Genomic DNA, 18,640 nt, shown 5'->3' on the forward strand with positions numbered 1-18,640 from the left:
GCGTTCAAGCCTTAGGTATAAGGAAAAATAATTATGTTCATTGTTGACTCCCACTGCCATTTAGATGCATTGGATTATGAAAATTTACATAAAAACATCGCAGATGTGGTGGAAAAAGCGCGCGCGCGTGGTGTGAAACATTTGCTCGCAATTGGTGTAACCTTAAGCCGTTTTGAGCAGGCTTATGAATCTTTACGCGAATTTAATAATGTCTCGCTTGCTTGTGGTGTTCACCCACTGGATTTTGAAGAGGAACCTTATGACGCAGAACGTTTATTGCGTTTAGCACAAGATCCAAAAGTGATTGCGATTGGCGAAATTGGATTAGATTATTATTACAGCGCGGACAATAAGGCGGAGCAACAAGCAGTGTTTGGTAGCCAAATCGATATTGCAAACCAGTTAGATAAGCCAGTAATTATTCATACTCGTTCTGCTGGCGATGACACCATTGCAATGTTACGCCAGCACCATGCTGAAAAGTGCGGTGGCGTTATTCATTGTTTTACGGAAAGCATGGAATTTGCGAAAAAAGCGTTGGATTTAGGTTTTTATATTTCTTGTTCTGGCATTGTCACCTTTAAAAATGCCGAAGCGATTCGTGAGGTTGTTCGTTATGTGCCAACGGATCGCTTATTGGTTGAAACGGATTCTCCTTATCTTGCGCCAGTACCTTATCGAGGAAAAGAAAACCAACCGGCTTATACGAGAGAAGTATGTGAATATGTGGCAACATTAAAGGGTGTTTCGGCTGAGTCGTTTGCTAGAATCACCACGCAAAATTTCGAGCGTTTATTTAAAATTCGTGTAGAATAAATGCACAGTTCTGACAAGGGAAAAGTATGCGAAAGTTTTTTAAATATTTCTTATTTATTGTTGTTTTTTTATTCCACGGTTTTATGTTTTCTGTGGTGAATTATGTGTTCCCTCATTACGATGTGACACGTGTTACTGGCGTAGAAGTAAAACGCGTTGATAAAGATGGGCCAATCACAAAATCGAATCCAGCTGATGGCCCAACACGTGATGTGTATTACATCAATACGCAAAATGACGATGGAAAAATTATGGTGTATCGCAATGAAGATACACGTTGGGGTTTTCCGTTCTACTTCAAATTTGGCTCAGCCAATTTACAGGCTGAAGCGCAGGCTTTGGGTAATGACAACAAACTTGTGCAAATTAAATACTATGGTTGGCGTATTACGATGATGGATGAATATCGCAATGCAACCTCAATTAAAGAAATTACTGCTGATGACACGCCAAGTCATCCAATCGTTTCTTGGATTTTCTATGCATTCCTGTTAGCTACTTTATTCTTGTCTATTCAATTTGTTCGCGGCTGGTTTGACAGCGAAGAGTAATATCCTGAACGGCCGCAAAGTGCGGTCGTTTTCTTTCATATTTTTGAGTAATGATTATGGAATTATTTCATACTATTTTGGCGATTATTGCCTTAATTCTAATTAGTGCGGTTGTTTCTTCTGCAGAGATTTCACTGGCGGGTTCGCGTAAATTGAAACTACAAACCCTTGCGAATGAAGGGGATGTGCGTGCGCTTCAAGTACTTAAATTACAAGAGCATCCTGGTCGTTTTATTACCGTGGTTCAAATTGGTTTGAATATGGTGGCGATTCTTGGTGGGGGAATTGGTGAAAGCGCACTAAGCCCTTATATCGCGGAAATTTTAAGCCGCTCTTTTGTGGGCGATTGGATTGAGCCAACTGCTTCTACCATTGCGTTTGTATTGGTTACTTGTTTCTTTATCTTATTTGCTGATCTTATTCCAAAACGTATTGCTATTACTTATCCTGAAATGGTGGCGTTGCGTGTTGTCGGCATTATGAATTTCAGTATGTTTGTGTTTAAGCCGCTTGTATGGTTTTTTGATACGCTTGCTAATGTATTTTTCCGCTTATTTCGTATTTCCACTGTGCGTGAAGATGGTATGACGTCTGAAGATATTTTCGCCGTAGTAGAAGCAGGCGCAGAAGCTGGCGTATTAAAAACTCAAGAGCATTATCTCATCGAAAATATTTTCGATATGCAAGCGCGTACAGTGACTTCCACTATGACAACCCGTGAAAATATCGTGTATTTAGACCGTACTTTTTCTCGCCAAGAAGTCATGGATACGCTTTCTCGTGATTCTCATTCTAAAATCGTGATTTGTGACAATAGCCTCGACAAAATCTTAGGTTATGTAGAATCCCATACGTTGCTCACCATGTATTTGCAGAATGAAAATGTGGTGCTCACAGATTCCAAACTACTCCGTAAAGCATTATTTGTGCCGGATACGCTTTCTCTTTACGAAGTATTAGAATTGTTTAAATCTACCGGTGAAGATTTTGCGATTATTGTAAATGAATATGCCCTCGTAGTGGGTATTGTTACGCTAAATGATGTCATGAGTATTGTTATGGGGGAATTAGTTTCTAACGAAGAAGAATATATTGTGAGTCGTGATGAAAACTCATGGCTTATTGATGGCGCAACGCCATTAGAAGATGTGACACGAGTATTAGATATTGAATCTTTCCCAGATGAAGAAAATTACGAAACCATCAGTGGCTTTATGATGTATATGCTACGTAAAATCCCGAAAAAAACCGATTCTGTGGTTTACGGAAAATACAAGTTTGAAGTGATTGATACGGAAAACTTTAAAATCGATCAGATTTTGGTGTCTTTAGTAAAAGAGGCGGAATAATTACCGCCCTTTCTTTAATCCCCTTCAGCCAGTATAATGGCGGCGTTTTATTAACTTTAATCAGGTATGACTATGTTTAAAAAAATCTCTGTTTTATTTTTTACGTTAATGTTGGCAGGTTGTTCTTCTTGGTCATCGGTTACCAACTACATTCCATTTATGGGGAACGATAAAAAAGTGATTGATTTAGATAAGGATAAAATCGATCAAAAATCTTATGCGGCTGCTTATGAAGCGACTATAGCGACATATAAAGGTCGCGTGAATGAAAATTTCTTTGTAGATAATTTTGCAAGTGGTGCGAATGACTGGTATCTAGGCCGTATTTTAGTTCCTGTTAAACAAATTCAGGATAAACTTTATACAGGCGGCCATGATTCTGATGTATATGCTTATTATAGCGGCGTGTTACATGCGGAAGCATTGCAAGCGAACATTAAACGTTTGAACGCAAATTGTTGGGAAAAAGTGGATTCGCAAAGCATAACTCAAGGTATTTATGATGCGATGCGTGATTTGCAAAAAGGCAAAGAGCGCGGTGAAAATGATGAATATATTGCGCAAGGTAGTGAAGCACTGCTGAAAGCCTGCACATCTAAATAATTGTTTTTCAACAAGCTGCTGGTCGATTTATTTCACCAGCAGCTTTATTTTTAAATTATTAAGGAGCAAGAATGTTAGAACTTTCGGAAAGCAACATTCATTTAAATGCTAACGCAGCTGATAAACAACAAGCGATTGAAATCGCAGCGTCCGCATTAGTTCAAGCAGACAATGTGGAAAATGGTTACTTGCAAGGAATGCTAGCGCGCGAGTTGCAAACCTCAACCTTTTTAGGCAATGGCATCGCTATTCCTCATGGCACCTTGGATACTCGTTCGATGGTAAAGAAAACGGGCGTGCAAGTGTTTCAATTTCCTCAAGGCATAGAATGGGGAGAAGGAAATATTGCTTATGTCGTGATTGGTATTGCGGCGCGATCTGATGAGCATTTGTCCTTATTACGTCAACTTACTCACGTTTTGAGTGATGAAGATACCGCAGCGAAATTAGCAAAAATAACGGATGTTGCTGAATTTCGTGCGATTTTAATGGGCGAGACAATTGAGCCATTTGAAATTCCTGCTGCCAATATCAGTGTAGATGTAGATACCCAAAGTTTATTAACTTTAGTCGCGATTAATGCGGGGCAATTACAGATGCAAAGTGCGGTAGAAAATCGCTTTATTTCTGAGGTGATTAATAATGCGGCATTACCACTTGGCAAAGGGTTATGGGTAACCGATTCTGTCGTAGGGAATGTGAAAAATGCCTTGGCATTTAGTCGTGCCAAAACGATTTTTAGCCACAATGGCAAAGCTGTAAAAGGCGTGATAACCGTTTCAGCTATCAGTGATCAAATTAATCCAACTTTAGCGCGTTTATTAGATGACGATGTCCAAACAACCTTACTCAATGGTAATTCAACAGAAATTTTGACCGCACTTTTGGGTTCAGAGTGTGATGTTGAAACTCAATCTGTAGAAGGTGCTGTTGTAGGAACCTTTACGATTCGTAATGAACATGGTTTACATGCGCGTCCAAGTGCGAATTTGGTTAATGAAGTGAAAAAATTCACTTCGAAAATTACCGTGCAAAATCTTACTCGTGAAAGTGAAGTCGTCAGTGCAAAAAGTTTGATGAAGATTGTTGCACTTGGTGTAATACAAGGGCATCGTTTACGTTTTGTGGCAGAAGGGGAAGATGCAAAACAAGCTATTGAAGCATTGGGCAAAGTGATTGCCGACGGCTTGGGTGAGAATGTTTCTGCCGTGCCGCCATCTGAACCAGATACCATTGAAATTATGGGGGAGCAAATTCACGCACCAGAGGTAACAGAAGATAATAACTTGCCGGCAAATGCTATTGAGGCAGTGTTTGTAATTAAGAATGAACACGGTTTGCACGCTCGCCCAAGTGCAGTGTTGGTAAACGAAGTGAAAAAATATAATGCCTCTGTAGCGGTTCAGAATCTTGATCGTAATTCTCAATTAGTGAGTGCTAAAAGCTTAATGAAAATTGTGGCATTAGGCGTAGTAAAAGGGACTCGTTTACGTTTTGTTGCAACGGGCGATGAAGCGCAACAGGCTATTGATGGAATCGGTGCTGTGATTGAATCGGGTTTAGGGGAATAGTATGGCAAGCGTTGTAACAATTACTTTAAATTCCGCCTATGATTTAGTCGGGCGTTTAACTCATATCCAACTTGGTGAAGTAAATACCGTAGAAACCCTTGGCTTATTTCCTGCGGGGAAAGGCATTAATGTCGCAAAAGTACTAAAAGATTTAGGCGTTGATGTTTCAGTAGGCGGTTTCTTGGGCGAGGATAATTCAGCTGATTTCGAGCAAATGTTTAATAAGCACGGTTTGGAAGATAAATTCAACCGTGTGGATGGCAAAACTCGTATCAATGTAAAAATTACCGAAACTGAAGCAGATGTGACAGATTTAAATTTCTTGGGATATCAAATAAGCCCACAAGTTTGGCAACAATTTGTGACGGATTCTTTGGCTTATTGTTTAAATTATGACATTGTCGCAGTTTGTGGCAGTTTACCTCTAGGTGTATCTCCTGAATTATTTGCTGATTGGTTGAGTCAGCTTCACCAAGCTGGCGTAAAAGTGGTGCTTGATAGTAGCAATGCTGCGCTTACCGCTGGATTAAAAGCGAAACCTTGGCTAGTAAAACCCAATCATCGAGAACTTGAGGCTTGGGTTGGTCATCCATTAAATCGTCTTGAAGAAATTATTGCTGCTGCACAGCAACTCAAAGCGGAAGGTATTGAAAACGTGATTATTTCAATGGGAGCCAAAGGTTCTTTATGGATTAATAATGAAAGCGTGCTCAAAGCCGAACCGCCAAAATGTGAAAATGTAGTGAGTACTGTTGGGGCAGGCGATTCAATGGTAGCAGGCTTAATTTATGGTTTTGAAAAAGGTTTATCGAAAGCTGAAACCTTAGCTTTTGCTACGGCTGTGTCCGCTTTTGCGGTGTCTCAAAGTAATGTCGGTGTGAGTGATTTGAATTTACTTGAGCCCATTTTAGAAAAAGTACAAATAACGATGATTGAAGGATAGTATGAAGTTATTTTTAACCCAATCAGCTAATGTAGGCGATGCGAAAGCCTATTTATTACATGAAGTTTTTCGAGTAGCTGCGCAAAAAGCAAATGTCTCTATTGTAGAAACACCAGCCGAAGCAGATCTTGTTCTCGTATTTGGTTCTGTATTACCCAATAACCCTGCGTTAGTTGGTAAAAAAGTCTTTATTATCGGCGAAGCTATCGCCATGATTTCTCCTGAAGTCACGCTGGCAAATGCCTTAGCCAATGGAGCAGATTATGTTGCTCCGAAAAGTGCGGTGAATTTTACAGGTGTTTCTGGTGTAAAAAATATTGTTGCGGTAACTGCTTGTCCAACTGGCGTTGCACATACGTTTATGTCAGCCGAAGCGATTGAAGCCTATGCGAAAAAACAAGGTTGGAATGTAAAAGTTGAAACCCGTGGTCAAGTTGGGGCTGGCAATGAAATTACTGCAGAAGAAGTCGCGGCGGCTGATTTGGTATTTGTTGCAGCAGATATTGATGTGTCTTTAGATAAATTTAAAGGTAAACCAATGTATCGCACTTCAACAGGATTAGCCTTGAAGAAAACCGAGCAAGAATTTGATAAAGCATTTAAAGAGGCCAAAGTTTTTGATGGCAGAAATAATGCTGGCTCAAAAGAAGAAAGCCGTGAGAAAAAAGGTGTGTACAAACACTTAATGACTGGCGTTTCTCATATGTTACCGTTAGTGGTTGCGGGTGGGTTGTTGATCGCGATTTCGTTTATGTTCAGTTTTAATGTAATTGAAAATACAGGAGTTTTTCAAGATCTTCCCAATATGTTGATGAATATCGGTAGTGGTGTGGCGTTCAAGTTAATGATTGCCGTGTTTGCCGGTTATGTTGCATTTTCTATCGCTGATCGTCCAGGGCTTGCAGTTGGTTTGATTGCGGGGATGCTGGCAAGTGAAGCGGGTGCAGGGATTCTTGGCGGTATTATTGCGGGTTTCTTAGCGGGCTATGTAGTGAAAGGGCTGAATGTGATTATTCGATTGCCAGCAAGCCTGACTTCATTAAAACCGATTTTAATTTTACCGCTCTTGGGTTCGATGATTGTTGGTTTGACGATGATTTACCTCATTAATCCACCAGTAGCTGAAATTATGAAAGAGCTAAGTAATTGGCTTACTTCAATGGGCGAAGTGAATGCGATTGTGTTAGGCGCAATTATTGGTGCAATGATGTGTATCGATATGGGCGGGCCGGTAAATAAAGCAGCATACACCTTTTCTGTTGGATTGATTGCATCCCAAGTTTATACGCCAATGGCTGCGGCAATGGCCGCGGGTATGGTTCCACCAATTGGTATGACAGTGGCGACTTGGATTGCTCGCAATAAATTCACTGTTAGCCAACGCGATGCGGGGAAAGCATCATTCGTTCTTGGTTTATGTTTTATTTCCGAAGGTGCATTACCATTTGTGGCAGCAGATCCAATTCGTGTCATTATTAGCTCTGTGATTGGTGGTGCAGTGGCTGGTGCGATTTCTATGGGCTTAAATATTACATTACAAGCTCCACACGGCGGATTATTTGTCATTCCATTTGTATCTGAGCCGTTGAAATATCTTGGTGCAATTGCGATTGGTGCTTTATCAACAGGTGTGGTTTATGCCATTATTAAATCGAAAAACAATGCGGAATAATACCGCACTTTGAATGTAAAAAAGCCGATTCATTTGAATCGGCTTTTGTTTTGGAATAGATTTATTTTTCACGATCGTCGATAGTTTGTAGCAAATAATTTCCATCTGCATCAGCAAGACTGCGGAAACCTACATTCGTGATTTTGTAGGGATACTTTGTTCGATAAGTAAAGTTTTCGTGATGATGACCGTGGAATACTTGCTTAACACCCATCTTCATTGCCAAATCATTAATCACTTGGAAACCCATCGGATGTGGCTTAGGGGCTTCGTGACAAATCAACACATCCGCTTGTTGGTTTTCTAAGATTTCAATATCCGATGGGAAAATTGACGTGCGATGACGTAAAGGCACACCGCCTCGCCAGATTTTCTCTTGTGGGCTATATTGACAATAATGAATAGGATCAAAAAACATGGGGCGATTTGGCGGCATCCAAATTTGCCCTCGGAATACACCGCCTAATCCTGCAATGCGGGTGCCTTGAATATCAACTACGCGATTGTGTAAATTCCGTGATTGCCATTCAGAACCCCAAATCGCATCAAAAGCACTAATTGTTTTGCTATCATGATTTCCATGAATAAACCAAATATCACAATGTTGTGCAAGTTTATCCAGCTCATCTGTTGTGGTGAGTTGTAAATCGCCTAAAATTATGAGTGCGACATTTTCCTGTTCTCTCACAAAAGGGTAAATATGATCGTAGCTTCCGTGTGGATCACCGGCAAATAAGATCATTGATGTTTTCCTTTTATAACAAATGGACTATTTTGCAATTCACTGATTTCTTCTTCATTTAACACTTTCTCAATGACTGCTTTCACTTGGTTATAGCGATCAAGATAACTTGGCGATTCAATTTCTATGTAAGGGACTTTATATTTATCTAACAGTTTTTTGAGTAGTTGTTGAAATTGTTGGCGTTGCTTTTGTGAACCTAAACTGCGCAAGCCATCATCCACCCATTCAGTATTATTTTTAAGCAAAATAGTGACATCGAATGGATATTCTTTAATCATCGAATCTAAAAATGGATGGGCTTTTCCTTCGTACTGAATGCAGAACGCTTGCGTGGTGATGAAATCCGTATCAATAAATGCAATTTTATGTGCATGGCGCACTGCATAATCAATGTATCGTTGATGACCAAGAGCCATTTGCGGATAGTCAGAATATTGCATGGCCTGCTCATTGCCACCTAGCTTTTCAAATACAAATTCACGGCCGTATTCCCATGCAGACGTGGTATTAAATACGGCAGCTAACTTATTCACAAGCACACTTTTACCGCTGCTTTCTCCACCTAAAATCGCCACCGTTTTGGCAAAGAAAGGGCGAACTTCTTTCGGAATAAATTTCCAATATTGGAATGGAGTCGTACGAATTTTAGTTGCAGACACATTAAAGAAAGTGCGGTCAGGATCGACTAACGAAACTTCTAAACCTAAGTATTTCTCGTAAGGTGCTTTATCTTGAGGTTCGCTACTAAATACGATTGAAGGTTCAAAATGTTTTTCATGAAATAGGGTTTTAACCGCTTCGCTCCAAGATTGCCAGCCATTTGGATAACTCGGAATACCGTCTTCAACCAAATGATGAATAAAAATCTGATTTTTTTGATATTTGAAAATTTGCTGCATCCAACGCAAACGATCTTGCACGGTTGGCATGCGTTTCATTTTACTATCGTAAAATAATTTCAAATCGCGCTCCGTATCACTACACACGATAACGTGTAGTTCATCTACTTTACTGAACGCTTCATAAATCATATTTATATGGCCTGTGTGCACGGGATAAAATTTCCCGAAAATGACACCGACTCTTTTCTCTTTTGCTTTTGACATAATCGGCTCTTGATAGCGTAAGAATTGAGTACGTTTATTGTAGGCTAAATGAAAATATTTTTCACGTTCTGATTTAGTGCCTAGGTATTTTGCGCTATACTTAGTGCGCATTCTCAGGGCAGGGTGAAATTCCCTACCGGTGGTAAAGCCCACGAGCGTTTAAAAGTGCGGTCAATTTTTGGCAAATTTTTCCAGCTAAATTGTCCTGATTTTCACTTTTAAAGTCAGCAGATTTGGTGAAATTCCAAAGCCGACAGTAAAGTCTGGATGAAAGAGAATAAAACGAGTTGGGTTCCCAAATCGTTCATTTTATTTGCATTTCTCAGCCCTGATTCTGGTATTTAATTGAAATCTCAAATTAGGAAATTACTATGAATCAGTCAATTTTATCTCCATTCGGCAACACTGCTGAAGAACGCGTACTTAACGCAATTAATGCCTTCAAAAATGGAACTGGCGTATTAGTTTTAGATGATGAAGATCGTGAAAATGAAGGTGATTTAATTTTCCCAGCAGAAACCATCACGCCAGAACAAATGGCAAAATTAATTCGTTATGGAAGTGGTATAGTTTGTTTATGCATTACCGATGAACGTTGCCAACAACTCGATTTACCGCCAATGGTAGAACATAATAATAGCGTAAACAAAACAGCTTTCACTGTGACGATTGAAGCTGCGAAAGGTGTTTCTACAGGCGTATCTGCCGCAGACCGAGTCACAACTATTCAAACAGCTATTGCGGATAATGCTATTCCGACAGATTTACATCGTCCCGGTCATGTCTTTCCACTTCGTGCAGCAAATGGTGGCGTACTTACCCGCCGCGGACATACTGAAGCTTCCGTTGATTTAGCACGTCTAGCTGGATTTAAAGAAGCAGGTGTGATTTGTGAAATCACGAATGACGACGGCACAATGGCTCGCGCCCCTGAGATTGTAGAATTTGCAAAGAAATTTGGTTATTCTGTGCTTACCATCGAAGATTTGGTTGAGTATCGTTTAGCACATAATATTTAAAATGAAGAAGTGCGGTGAAAATTTCTATGATTTTTCACCGCACTTTTATCTTATACCATTCCACATTTTATTTATTTGGGTAACTTTTATGCACAGCACAGCACAGCACAGCACAGCACAGCACAGCACAATTATGTCATTAGTTTAACTACTGAACAAAAACGCCGAAAACATATTACAGAAGAATTTGGTAAGCAGAATATTCCTTTCGCATTTTTTGATGCTATCACGCCTGAACTTATTGAAGAAACGGCTAAAAAATTCAATATCACCTTTGATCGTTCATCAAAAGCAACTTTATGTGACGGTGAGATAGCTTGTGCACTAAGCCATATCGTTTTATGGAATTTCGTTTTAGAAAATAATTTAGATTATATTAATATTTTTGAAGATGATATTTATTTGGGGGAAAATGCAAAAGAATTACTTGAAATCGATTACATCCCCAAAGATACCGATATTCTTAAACTAGAAACCTTGTACGGTAAAATTATGCTCGGCAGTATGTATAAAATAAAATGTCAACGAAATATATTTCAATTAAAGTATAAACATACTGGTATGGGCGGGTATACCATCACAGCTAAAGGTGCTCGATATTTATTGAATAAAATCCAAAATAGACAACTTGTTCTAGCAATAGACACGCTTATTTTTGATAAACTCTTAAATCAAAGAGAATATAAAGTTATGCAACTCTATCCCGCTGTCTGTATCCAAGATTTAATTATAAATGGTGAAAGTAAATTTAAGAGTAGCTTACAAGATGGTAGAGAAACCGTTCATGCTAATCAAACCAAAACAACCCCATTAGAAAAAGTGATCAATGAATTGGGGCGAATTAAAAGACGAATATTCGGTAAACCAGTACCATTTAAATAATACTTATTTAATCAAAAATACAATAATTTGAGATTCTAAGCAAAGTGATTACTTAAGATACGAAGTAATATAATAAAAAATTTATTAATACAAGGACTATATTATGAATTCAACAAAAACATTCCCGCTTCCTACGGGTTATTTCGGTATTCCTCTTGGACTGGCAGCATTATCTCTAGCTTGGTTGCACTTAGAAAATCACTTTCCTGTAGCTCGCACTATAAGTGATGTAATTGGCATCATAGCAAGTGCAATTTGGATTCTATTTATTCTAATGTATGCCTATAAACTTCGTTATTACAGTGATGAAGTTCGCTCAGAATATCATTGCCCAGTACGTTTTTCTTTCATTGCACTCATACCTATCACCACAATGCTTATAGGCGATATTACTTATCGCTGGACTCCATGGCTTGCGGAAGTAATGATTTGGCTTGGCACTATTGGTCAATTACTTTTCTCGTCCTTACGCATTAGTGAGCTATGGCAAGGTGGTGTATTTGAACAAAAATCTACTCGCCCGCCTTTTTATTTACCTGCTGTTGCAGCCAACTTCACGAGTGCAAGCTCTCTTGCCTTACTTGGCTATCACGATTTAGGGTATTTATTTTTTGGTGCAGGTCTAATAGCATGGATCATTTTTGAACCCGTATTGCTTCAACACCTACGAATTTCATCACTTGAACCACCATTTCGAGCTACGATGGGAATCATTCTTGCTCCAGCGTTTGTAGGGGCTGCTGCATATTTATCTCTAAATAAAGGGGAAATTGATACATTCGTCAAAATTCTTTGGGGATATGGCTTTCTACAACTCTTTTTCTTATTACGGTTATTACCTTGGATTATGGAAAAAGGCTTGAATATTGGATTATGGGGATTCTCATTCGGATTAGCGTCTATGGCAAATAGCTCAATTGCCTTTTTTCACGGCGACGTATTACAAGATATCTCAATTTTTGCCTTTGTATTCTCTAACCTTATGATTGGCTTACTCGTATTAATGACCATCTACAAATTAGCCAAAGGACAATTCTTCTTAAAATAAAACTCAATTAAAAAATAAGGCGTATGTGATGTGAATAAACATACGCCATTTTAATAAAAACATCATTGATAAAATATAGGATTGCTCGGCTTACGTCGTTTGCCGATATTTTTCGTATCCTTATGACGTAATTTCACTTTTTTCTTCGCCTCTGTTTTTTTCTTTTCTTCACGTTTTTCTTTAATACGTGCCTTTTGTTTTTTGCTTACAGATTTCACTTCACCGTCTTTTGGTGGCTTAGTGCGAGGTTCTAAACCTTCTAAAATGCGCGCCTTTAAAATTTCCTCGGTATAGCGTTTGATTTTACCCAGTAACTTATAATCATGGGCTTCGACAAAAGAGACCGCCGTGCCCTTTTTACCTGCTCGCGCTGTTCGTCCAATTCGATGCAAATAAGTATCCGCACTGTACGGCAAATCAAAATTCATAACATGGCTTACATCGTCAATATCAATACCACGCGCAGCCACATCCGTTGCAACCAATACTGTCACAATACCTGATTTCAATTTATCAATCGCATTGTTACGTTGAGTTTGTGCCATTTCGCCTTCTAAATACGCGGAACGAATACCTCGTTTACGCAATGTTTCTGAAAGTTCACGCGCATCTTCACGACGACGAACAAACACAATTCCACGCGTCACTTCTTCAGTTTCAATAAAACGCGCGAGCAATTTGATTTTGTGTTCATTGCTGTCTGCGTGATAATACCATTGATTAATTTTTTTTCTCTCTCGACGGCTTGGTTCTGCATCCACTTTAACAGGATCATTCAACAAACGCTCTGCGAAATCGACCAACAACTCCCCTTCCAAGGTTGCAGAAAACAACAAGGTTTGTTTTCTCCAACGGGTTTCAGCCGCGATTTTTTCCGCATCTTGCCCAAACCCCATTTGTAACATTCTATCGGCTTCATCAAAAATCAGCATTTCAACCGAACGGCAATCAAAATTTTCTTCCTTAATATATTGCAATAAACGACCAGGCGTAGCCACCACCAAATCCTGATTGGTATTGAACACATCACCGTGATTTTGATACGCCACACCACCTGTAATGGTCGCAATATTTAAATGGGTGAACTGCGCTAATTCTTCCGCTTGTTCTGCCACTTGCATTGCCAGTTCACGGGTTGGCGTTAATACCAAAATACGCGGCGGACCTGGTTTACGACGCGGATAATCCAATAAATGTTGTAGCGCAGGTAATAAAAAAGCAGCCGTTTTCCCTGTTCCCGTTGGTGCAGAACCTAATACATCACGCTCTTCCATTGCGGCTGGAATGGCTTCCATTTGAATAGCTGTTGGGCGGGAATAACCTTTTTTCTCAAGCGCCTTTAAAAGCTCAGGAGAAAGATCGAATTGTTCAAATTGAGATAAATTCATTATTGTGCGGTTCTTTGTTAAAATTGGCGCGAATTATACCCGAAAAGCACCTAAAAGTGCGGTCAATTTACGAAAAATTTATGAGTGGATTTACCTTCAAACAATTCCATATCAACCAAGATTCTTGTGCGATGAAAGTCGGCACTGATGGCATTTTGCTAGGTGCTTGGGCTGATGTAAAACATTGTAAAAATATTTTAGATATGGGCAGTGGCACTGGATTATTGGCTTTAATGTTGGCACAACGAACAGAAGAAAACTGCCAAATTCAAGCGGTGGAGTTGGATCCCATTGCAGCAAAACAAGCGCAAGAAAACATCAATGATTCAGTGTGGTCAAACCGCATTCAACTTATTCAAACGGATATACAACATTTTTTACAAACTACGGAACAAACCTTTGATTTAATCGTGGCAAATCCACCTTATTTTGAACAAGGTATTGCTTGCAAAAATGAGGAAAGAGAATTGGCTCGTTATACCAAGCAAAGCCACTTAAATTGGTTAGAATGGGCTGCAATGCACTTAGCGGAAAATGGGAAAATAAGTTTTGTTTTACCTTATGATGCAGGCAAAACACTTATAAAATCTACCGCACTTTTTTGTATAAAACAAACGAATGTCATTACAAAAATGGAGAAAACGCCCCAGAGAATGCTACTTACCTTTGCCAAACAGCCTGAAGTTTTAACACAAGATCAATTGGTGATTTATGATGCGGATAATCAATACACTGAAGCGTTTATTGAATTGACTAAAGACTTTTATTTAAAATTTTAAAGGGGAAATCATTTTCCCCTTTAATCATACACTATCTAAAATACCACTTCGCTAACAACACACCCGCATTCACTGCAATATTTAAGCCTGATTTAATTGGACTTGCGAGCGTTAAACGCACTTGTGTGTCTTCTGGAGTCGCTAAACTTTCCGTAGAACTTTCACTTAGCACAAAAACCACTTTATTTTTTAACCGCACTTTATCCAACGGCTCGCCTTGTTTATTGTGCGATACGTGAATAATTTGATAGCCCGATTTACGCAATTGCATCAAAGCTGAATCAATATAATCTGTTTCTAACACACGAATATATTCAGCACCGCCTTCTGCTACGCGCATTGAGGCTGCCGAATACAGATTTTCCACATTATCGGCGACAATATTTTTCACGCCAAAATAAGCACAAGTACGCAATACCCCACCAATATTTTGCGCATTATTCACGTTGTCTAATAGCACTAAACAATCCTCTTCACGAGGAATATCCAAATACCCTTGCAACGTGAAAGCACGCGGTTTCTTCACCAATAAGCAAATGCCACCATGATGTTCCGTTCCACTCACTCGAGCTAATTCTTCACTATCTACAACGTGATAAGCCTTCTTGTTTTCGGCTAAATAACTCAATACCTCGCCAATTTTGTGTGACATTTGTACGGTTGCCCACAATCTAACAATACTTTCAGGGCGTTCTGCAAATAAAGCTAAACAGGCATTTTCACCATAAACCTTCATTTCTTCCGCACGATTTTTCTTAATTTTTTCAGGTGCTCTAGGAGAAAGCGCACCAGTTTTCTTTTCTTTTATTTTATAAACCGTACCGGTACTTTTTATCGTCACTTGAACCTTAGGTTGTTCTGCATTTTTATTTGATGGCGCACGAGATAAAGAGAGTTGCGTAATTTTAGTTTCTTTCATTTCTTGTTTATCACGAGAAAAACGAGATTTTTCGTTTCTCTTTCCATTAAATTTATCATTAGAGTGCGGTCGATTTTGAGTTGGTTTTTCTCTGTATTTTTCACCTACTGAGCGTTCTTGAAAGGATCTGCCGGCGGATTGAAAAGACGGTTTGCGTTTGTCGTTCATAGGGTTTCCCTGAATAAAAATGAATATTTTTTAGCCATAAAATGCTAAAATTTGTGAGCATTATAACGAAAAAAAGCCTTTTTTCTATTAATAAGCGCGTGAAATATTGTAAACTAACGCACTAGTCTTTAATCACGAGATGGATTATGTTAATCAATAAAACAAAACGAGCTGAACAAAATTTAAATAATTTGCCATTCCTTGCCTTGCAAGCTGAGCAAATTGAATTTTTGGGTAGCCCGGCTGAATTTAAAACTCAAATTATTGAATTAATCAGAAACGCAAAAAAACGTATTTATGTCACCGCACTTTATTGGCAAAAAGATGAAGCGGGGCAGGAAATCCTTGATGAAATTTATCGCGTGAAGCAAGAAAATCCACACTTGGATGTAAAAATTCTCATAGATTGGCATCGCGCACAACGCAATTTATTAGGTGCGGAAAAATCTGCCACCAATGCAGATTGGTATTGCGAACAACGCCAAACTTATCAGTTACCTGATGATCCAAATATGTTCTTTGGCGTGCCAATTAACACGCGAGAAGTTTTTGGTGTATTGCACGTTAAAGGCTTTATATTTGATGATACGGTGCTGTATAGCGGTGCAAGCATTAATAATGTCTATCTTTATCAATTTGAAAAATATCGTTACGACCGCTATCAAAAAATCACTCATTCAGAATTAGCTGATTCGATGGTGAATTTCATTAATGATTACTTGTTAGATTTCAGTGCTGTTTATCCACTTGATGTCACCAACAGACCTCGTACCAAAGAGATCCGTGGCAATATTCGTGCTTATCGTAAAGACCTTGCTCAAAATGGTGAATATTCATTAAAAAGTGCGGTGAAATTACCGAATGTTTTAAGCGTATCGCCGCTCTTTGGCTTAGGCGCATCAGGCAATGAATTAAATCAAGTGATTGAAGATTTATTCTTGCAAGTACAAGAAAAATTGGTGATTTGTACGCCATACTTTAATTTCCCACGCACATTGCAACATAAAATAGCAACGTTATTGGAAAACGGTAAACGAGTAGAAATTATTGTTGGCGATAAAGTCGCAAACGATTTTTATATCCCACCAGAACAACCATTCAAAATGGCAGGAGCGTTACCTTATCTTTATGAAAGTAATCTTCGCCGTTTCTGTGAAAAATTTGAGACTCAAATTGAAAATGGTCAGCTTGTGGTGCGTTTATGGCGTGATGGCGATAATACCTACCACTTAAAAGGTGTGTGGGTAGATGACCGCTATATTTTACTTACGGGCAATAATCTTAACCCTCGCGCTTGGCGTTTGGATGCAGAAAATGGCTTATTAATTTACGATCCGCAACAACAGCTTTTAGCCCAAGTGGAAAAAGAGCAAAACCAAATTCGCCAACATACAAAAGTATTAAAACATTACACTGAATTAGAAGAATTGAATCAATACCCAGAACCAGTGCAAAAACTTTTGAAAAAATTTGCACGAATTAAAGCGGATAAATTGGTAAAAATGATTCTTTAGGTTATATTTTTAAAAAATAAGGGAACGTTAAGTTCCCTTTATCATATTTGCTAATCACCGAGCTTTAATGACTTAAATGCCAGATGATTTAGATCAAGATTATTTATTTAATTTCGCTTTGTAAGTTGGGTTCATTAAGTTTTCTACAGAAAGAATGTCATCTAATTGTTCTTCTGTTAATAAACCTTTTTCTAACACAACTTCACGTACGCCTTTGCCTGTTTGCGCACAGATTTTACCCACTAAGTCTCCGTTGTGGTGACCGATAAATGGATTTAAGTAAGTCACGATACCGATTGAATTAAACACGTAGTTTTCACAAATTTCTTTGTTTACAGTGATTCCATCCACACATTTATCGCGTAAGTTCACACAAGCATTCGTTAAAATATCAATAGATTCGAACATTGCTTGACCAATCACTGGTTCCATTACGTTTAATTGTAATTGACCTGCTTCAGATGCAAAGGTCACAGTGGTATCGTTACCAATTACTTTAAAGCATACTTGGTTCACCACTTCTGGAACAACTGGGTTTACTTTTGCCGGCATGATAGAAGATCCCGCTTGTAATTCAGGTAAATTAATTTCTTTAATACCAGCACGTGGACCAGAAGAAAGCAAACGTAAGTCATTACATACTTTAGAAAGTTTCACTGCAGTACGTTTTAACGCACCGTGAACCATTACATAAGCGCCACAGTCAGATGTTGCTTCAATTAAGTTTTCTGCTGGTACGCAAGCTAATCCAGTTACCTCAGCAAGGTGTTTTACAACTAATTTTGTATAGCCTTGTGGCGTATTTAAACCAGTACCGATTGCTGTCGCACCAAGGTTTACTTCAAGGAGTAAATCTGCTGTACGTTTTAAGTTACGCACTTCTTCTTCAAGTAATACGGCGAAAGCTTTGAATTCTTGACCAACAGTCATTGGCACGGCATCTTGCAATTGAGTACGCCCCATTTTTAAGATGTTCGCAAACTCTTTTGCTTTATTATCAAAACCGTCGTGTAAATATTGAATTTTATCGATCAATTTTAAGATGCTGTTGTACACTGCGATACGGAAACCTGTAGGATATGCATCATTGGTTGATTGGCTTGCGTTAACGTGGTCCATCGGGTTAATCACGTTATATTCTCCTTTTTTATGGCCGATTTTTTCAAGCGCAAGGTTAGCAACCACTTCATTGGTATTCATATTGACAGAAGTACCTGCACCACCTTGATATACGTCTGATGGGAATTGATCCAAGCATTTTCCAGTGGTAAGAATTTCATCACAAGCAGCCACTATCGCTTTTGCAATATCACTTGGAATTGCACCTAGTTCACCATTGGCTAAAGCAGTTGCTTTTTTCACCATTACCATGCCACGTACAAACTCAGGCACGTCAGAAATAGTTACGTTAGAAATATTGAAATTTTCTACCGCTCTTAATGTATGAATACCCCAGTACGCTTCTGCTGGTACATCACGTTCGCCGAGTAAATCTACTTCTTTTCTAAATTGAGTCATTTGAATCACCTTTTCTGGTTAGTTAATTTGACGCCATTATAGAAATTTT

General features: G+C 38.8%; 16 protein-coding genes, 1 pseudogene and 1 riboswitch. Of the genes and pseudogenes, 12 read left to right on the top strand and 5 right to left on the bottom strand.

Annotation, left to right across the window (positions count from 1 at the left end; all coding sequences use genetic code 11):
- Positions 1-33 precede the first annotated feature (33 nt).
- The 7 genes from KP713_RS06215 to KP713_RS06245 all read left to right on the top strand — a co-directional run bounded on the left by KP713_RS06215 (position 34) and on the right by KP713_RS06245 (position 7,505).
- Positions 34-816 carry a TatD family hydrolase gene (locus tag KP713_RS06215; RefSeq protein ID WP_140527376.1) on the top strand — a complete coding sequence of 261 codons (783 nt, stop codon included), beginning with the start codon at positions 34-36 and terminating at the stop codon, positions 814-816.
- Positions 817-842: 26 nt separating this feature from the next.
- Complete coding sequence (locus KP713_RS06220; protein WP_005626131.1) at positions 843-1,367, top strand: DUF1523 family protein; 525 nt, start codon at positions 843-845, stop codon at positions 1,365-1,367.
- Positions 1,368-1,417: 50 nt separating this feature from the next.
- The gene (gene paeA / locus KP713_RS06225) at positions 1,418-2,716 is read left to right on the top strand and encodes a polyamine export protein PaeA (protein WP_140449709.1); all 1,299 of its coding nucleotides are present in this window, start codon (positions 1,418-1,420) and stop codon (positions 2,714-2,716) included.
- Positions 2,717-2,788: 72 nt separating this feature from the next.
- On the top strand, positions 2,789-3,319 hold the full coding sequence (locus KP713_RS06230) for an HI_0449 family lipoprotein (RefSeq protein WP_181153737.1): 531 nt from the start codon (positions 2,789-2,791) through the stop codon (positions 3,317-3,319).
- Positions 3,320-3,390: 71 nt separating this feature from the next.
- The gene (gene fruB / locus KP713_RS06235) at positions 3,391-4,890 is read left to right on the top strand and encodes a fused PTS fructose transporter subunit IIA/HPr protein (RefSeq protein ID WP_065265601.1); all 1,500 of its coding nucleotides are present in this window, start codon (positions 3,391-3,393) and stop codon (positions 4,888-4,890) included.
- Position 4,891: 1 nt separating this feature from the next.
- Entirely contained in the window at positions 4,892-5,833 is a 942-nt protein-coding gene (fruK, locus tag KP713_RS06240; RefSeq protein WP_065265600.1) for a 1-phosphofructokinase, read from the top strand.
- A gap of 1 nt (position 5,834) precedes the next feature.
- Positions 5,835-7,505 carry a fructose-specific PTS transporter subunit EIIC gene (locus KP713_RS06245; RefSeq protein WP_111407696.1) on the top strand — a complete coding sequence of 557 codons (1,671 nt, stop codon included), beginning with the start codon at positions 5,835-5,837 and terminating at the stop codon, positions 7,503-7,505.
- A 61-nt stretch (positions 7,506-7,566) separates the two neighbouring features.
- Here KP713_RS06245 and KP713_RS06250 read toward each other — a convergent pair whose 3' ends face one another.
- Complete coding sequence (locus KP713_RS06250) at positions 7,567-8,247, bottom strand: metallophosphoesterase family protein (RefSeq protein WP_215770159.1); 681 nt, start codon at positions 8,245-8,247, stop codon at positions 7,567-7,569.
- A pseudogene (gene nadR / locus KP713_RS06255) lies at positions 8,244-9,485 on the bottom strand (multifunctional transcriptional regulator/nicotinamide-nucleotide adenylyltransferase/ribosylnicotinamide kinase NadR); the annotation flags it as partial. The pseudogene nadR and the gene KP713_RS06250, both read right to left, overlap by 4 nt.
- Positions 9,462-9,639: riboswitch (FMN riboswitch) on the top strand. It overlaps the preceding pseudogene by 24 nt.
- Before the next feature lie 88 nt (positions 9,640-9,727).
- Here nadR and ribB point away from each other — a divergent pair.
- From ribB to tehA, 3 genes are all read left to right on the top strand, one after another.
- A complete protein-coding gene (gene ribB / locus KP713_RS06260) occupies positions 9,728-10,375 on the top strand; it encodes a 3,4-dihydroxy-2-butanone-4-phosphate synthase (protein ID WP_215770161.1) in 648 nt (215 codons plus the stop codon).
- Positions 10,376-10,450: 75 nt separating this feature from the next.
- A complete protein-coding gene (locus tag KP713_RS06265; RefSeq protein ID WP_252346319.1) occupies positions 10,451-11,257 on the top strand; it encodes a glycosyltransferase family 25 protein in 807 nt (268 codons plus the stop codon).
- A 103-nt stretch (positions 11,258-11,360) separates the two neighbouring features.
- Positions 11,361-12,305, top strand: a complete 945-nt coding sequence (gene tehA / locus KP713_RS06270; protein WP_215770162.1) for a dicarboxylate transporter/tellurite-resistance protein TehA — start codon at positions 11,361-11,363, stop codon at positions 12,303-12,305.
- A gap of 62 nt (positions 12,306-12,367) precedes the next feature.
- Here tehA and srmB read toward each other — a convergent pair whose 3' ends face one another.
- Positions 12,368-13,693 (bottom strand): ATP-dependent RNA helicase SrmB, encoded by a 1,326-nt coding sequence (gene srmB / locus KP713_RS06275; protein WP_140524527.1) that lies wholly within the window; start codon positions 13,691-13,693, stop codon positions 12,368-12,370.
- A gap of 80 nt (positions 13,694-13,773) precedes the next feature.
- Here srmB and KP713_RS06280 point away from each other — a divergent pair, with 80 nt between their 5' ends.
- Positions 13,774-14,472 (top strand): tRNA1(Val) (adenine(37)-N6)-methyltransferase, encoded by a 699-nt coding sequence (locus KP713_RS06280; protein WP_181154018.1) that lies wholly within the window; start codon positions 13,774-13,776, stop codon positions 14,470-14,472.
- A gap of 31 nt (positions 14,473-14,503) precedes the next feature.
- Here KP713_RS06280 and KP713_RS06285 read toward each other — a convergent pair whose 3' ends face one another.
- Complete coding sequence (locus KP713_RS06285; RefSeq protein ID WP_215770163.1) at positions 14,504-15,559, bottom strand: tRNA/rRNA methyltransferase; 1,056 nt, start codon at positions 15,557-15,559, stop codon at positions 14,504-14,506.
- Between the two features lie 146 nt (positions 15,560-15,705).
- On the opposite strand from KP713_RS06285, the gene pssA reads away from it, so the two are divergent.
- On the top strand, positions 15,706-17,073 hold the full coding sequence (gene pssA / locus KP713_RS06290) for a CDP-diacylglycerol--serine O-phosphatidyltransferase (protein WP_215770164.1): 1,368 nt from the start codon (positions 15,706-15,708) through the stop codon (positions 17,071-17,073).
- A 99-nt stretch (positions 17,074-17,172) separates the two neighbouring features.
- On the opposite strand, the gene aspA is transcribed toward pssA, so the two are convergent.
- Positions 17,173-18,591, bottom strand: coding sequence for an aspartate ammonia-lyase (gene aspA / locus KP713_RS06295; protein ID WP_140524524.1), 1,419 nt, complete (start codon positions 18,589-18,591; stop codon positions 17,173-17,175).
- Between the last annotated feature and the right edge of the window lie 49 nt (positions 18,592-18,640).

The organism is Haemophilus sp. SZY H36, from assembly GCF_018829625.1.
Classification (GTDB): Bacteria; Pseudomonadota; Gammaproteobacteria; order Enterobacterales; family Pasteurellaceae; genus Haemophilus; species Haemophilus haemolyticus_K.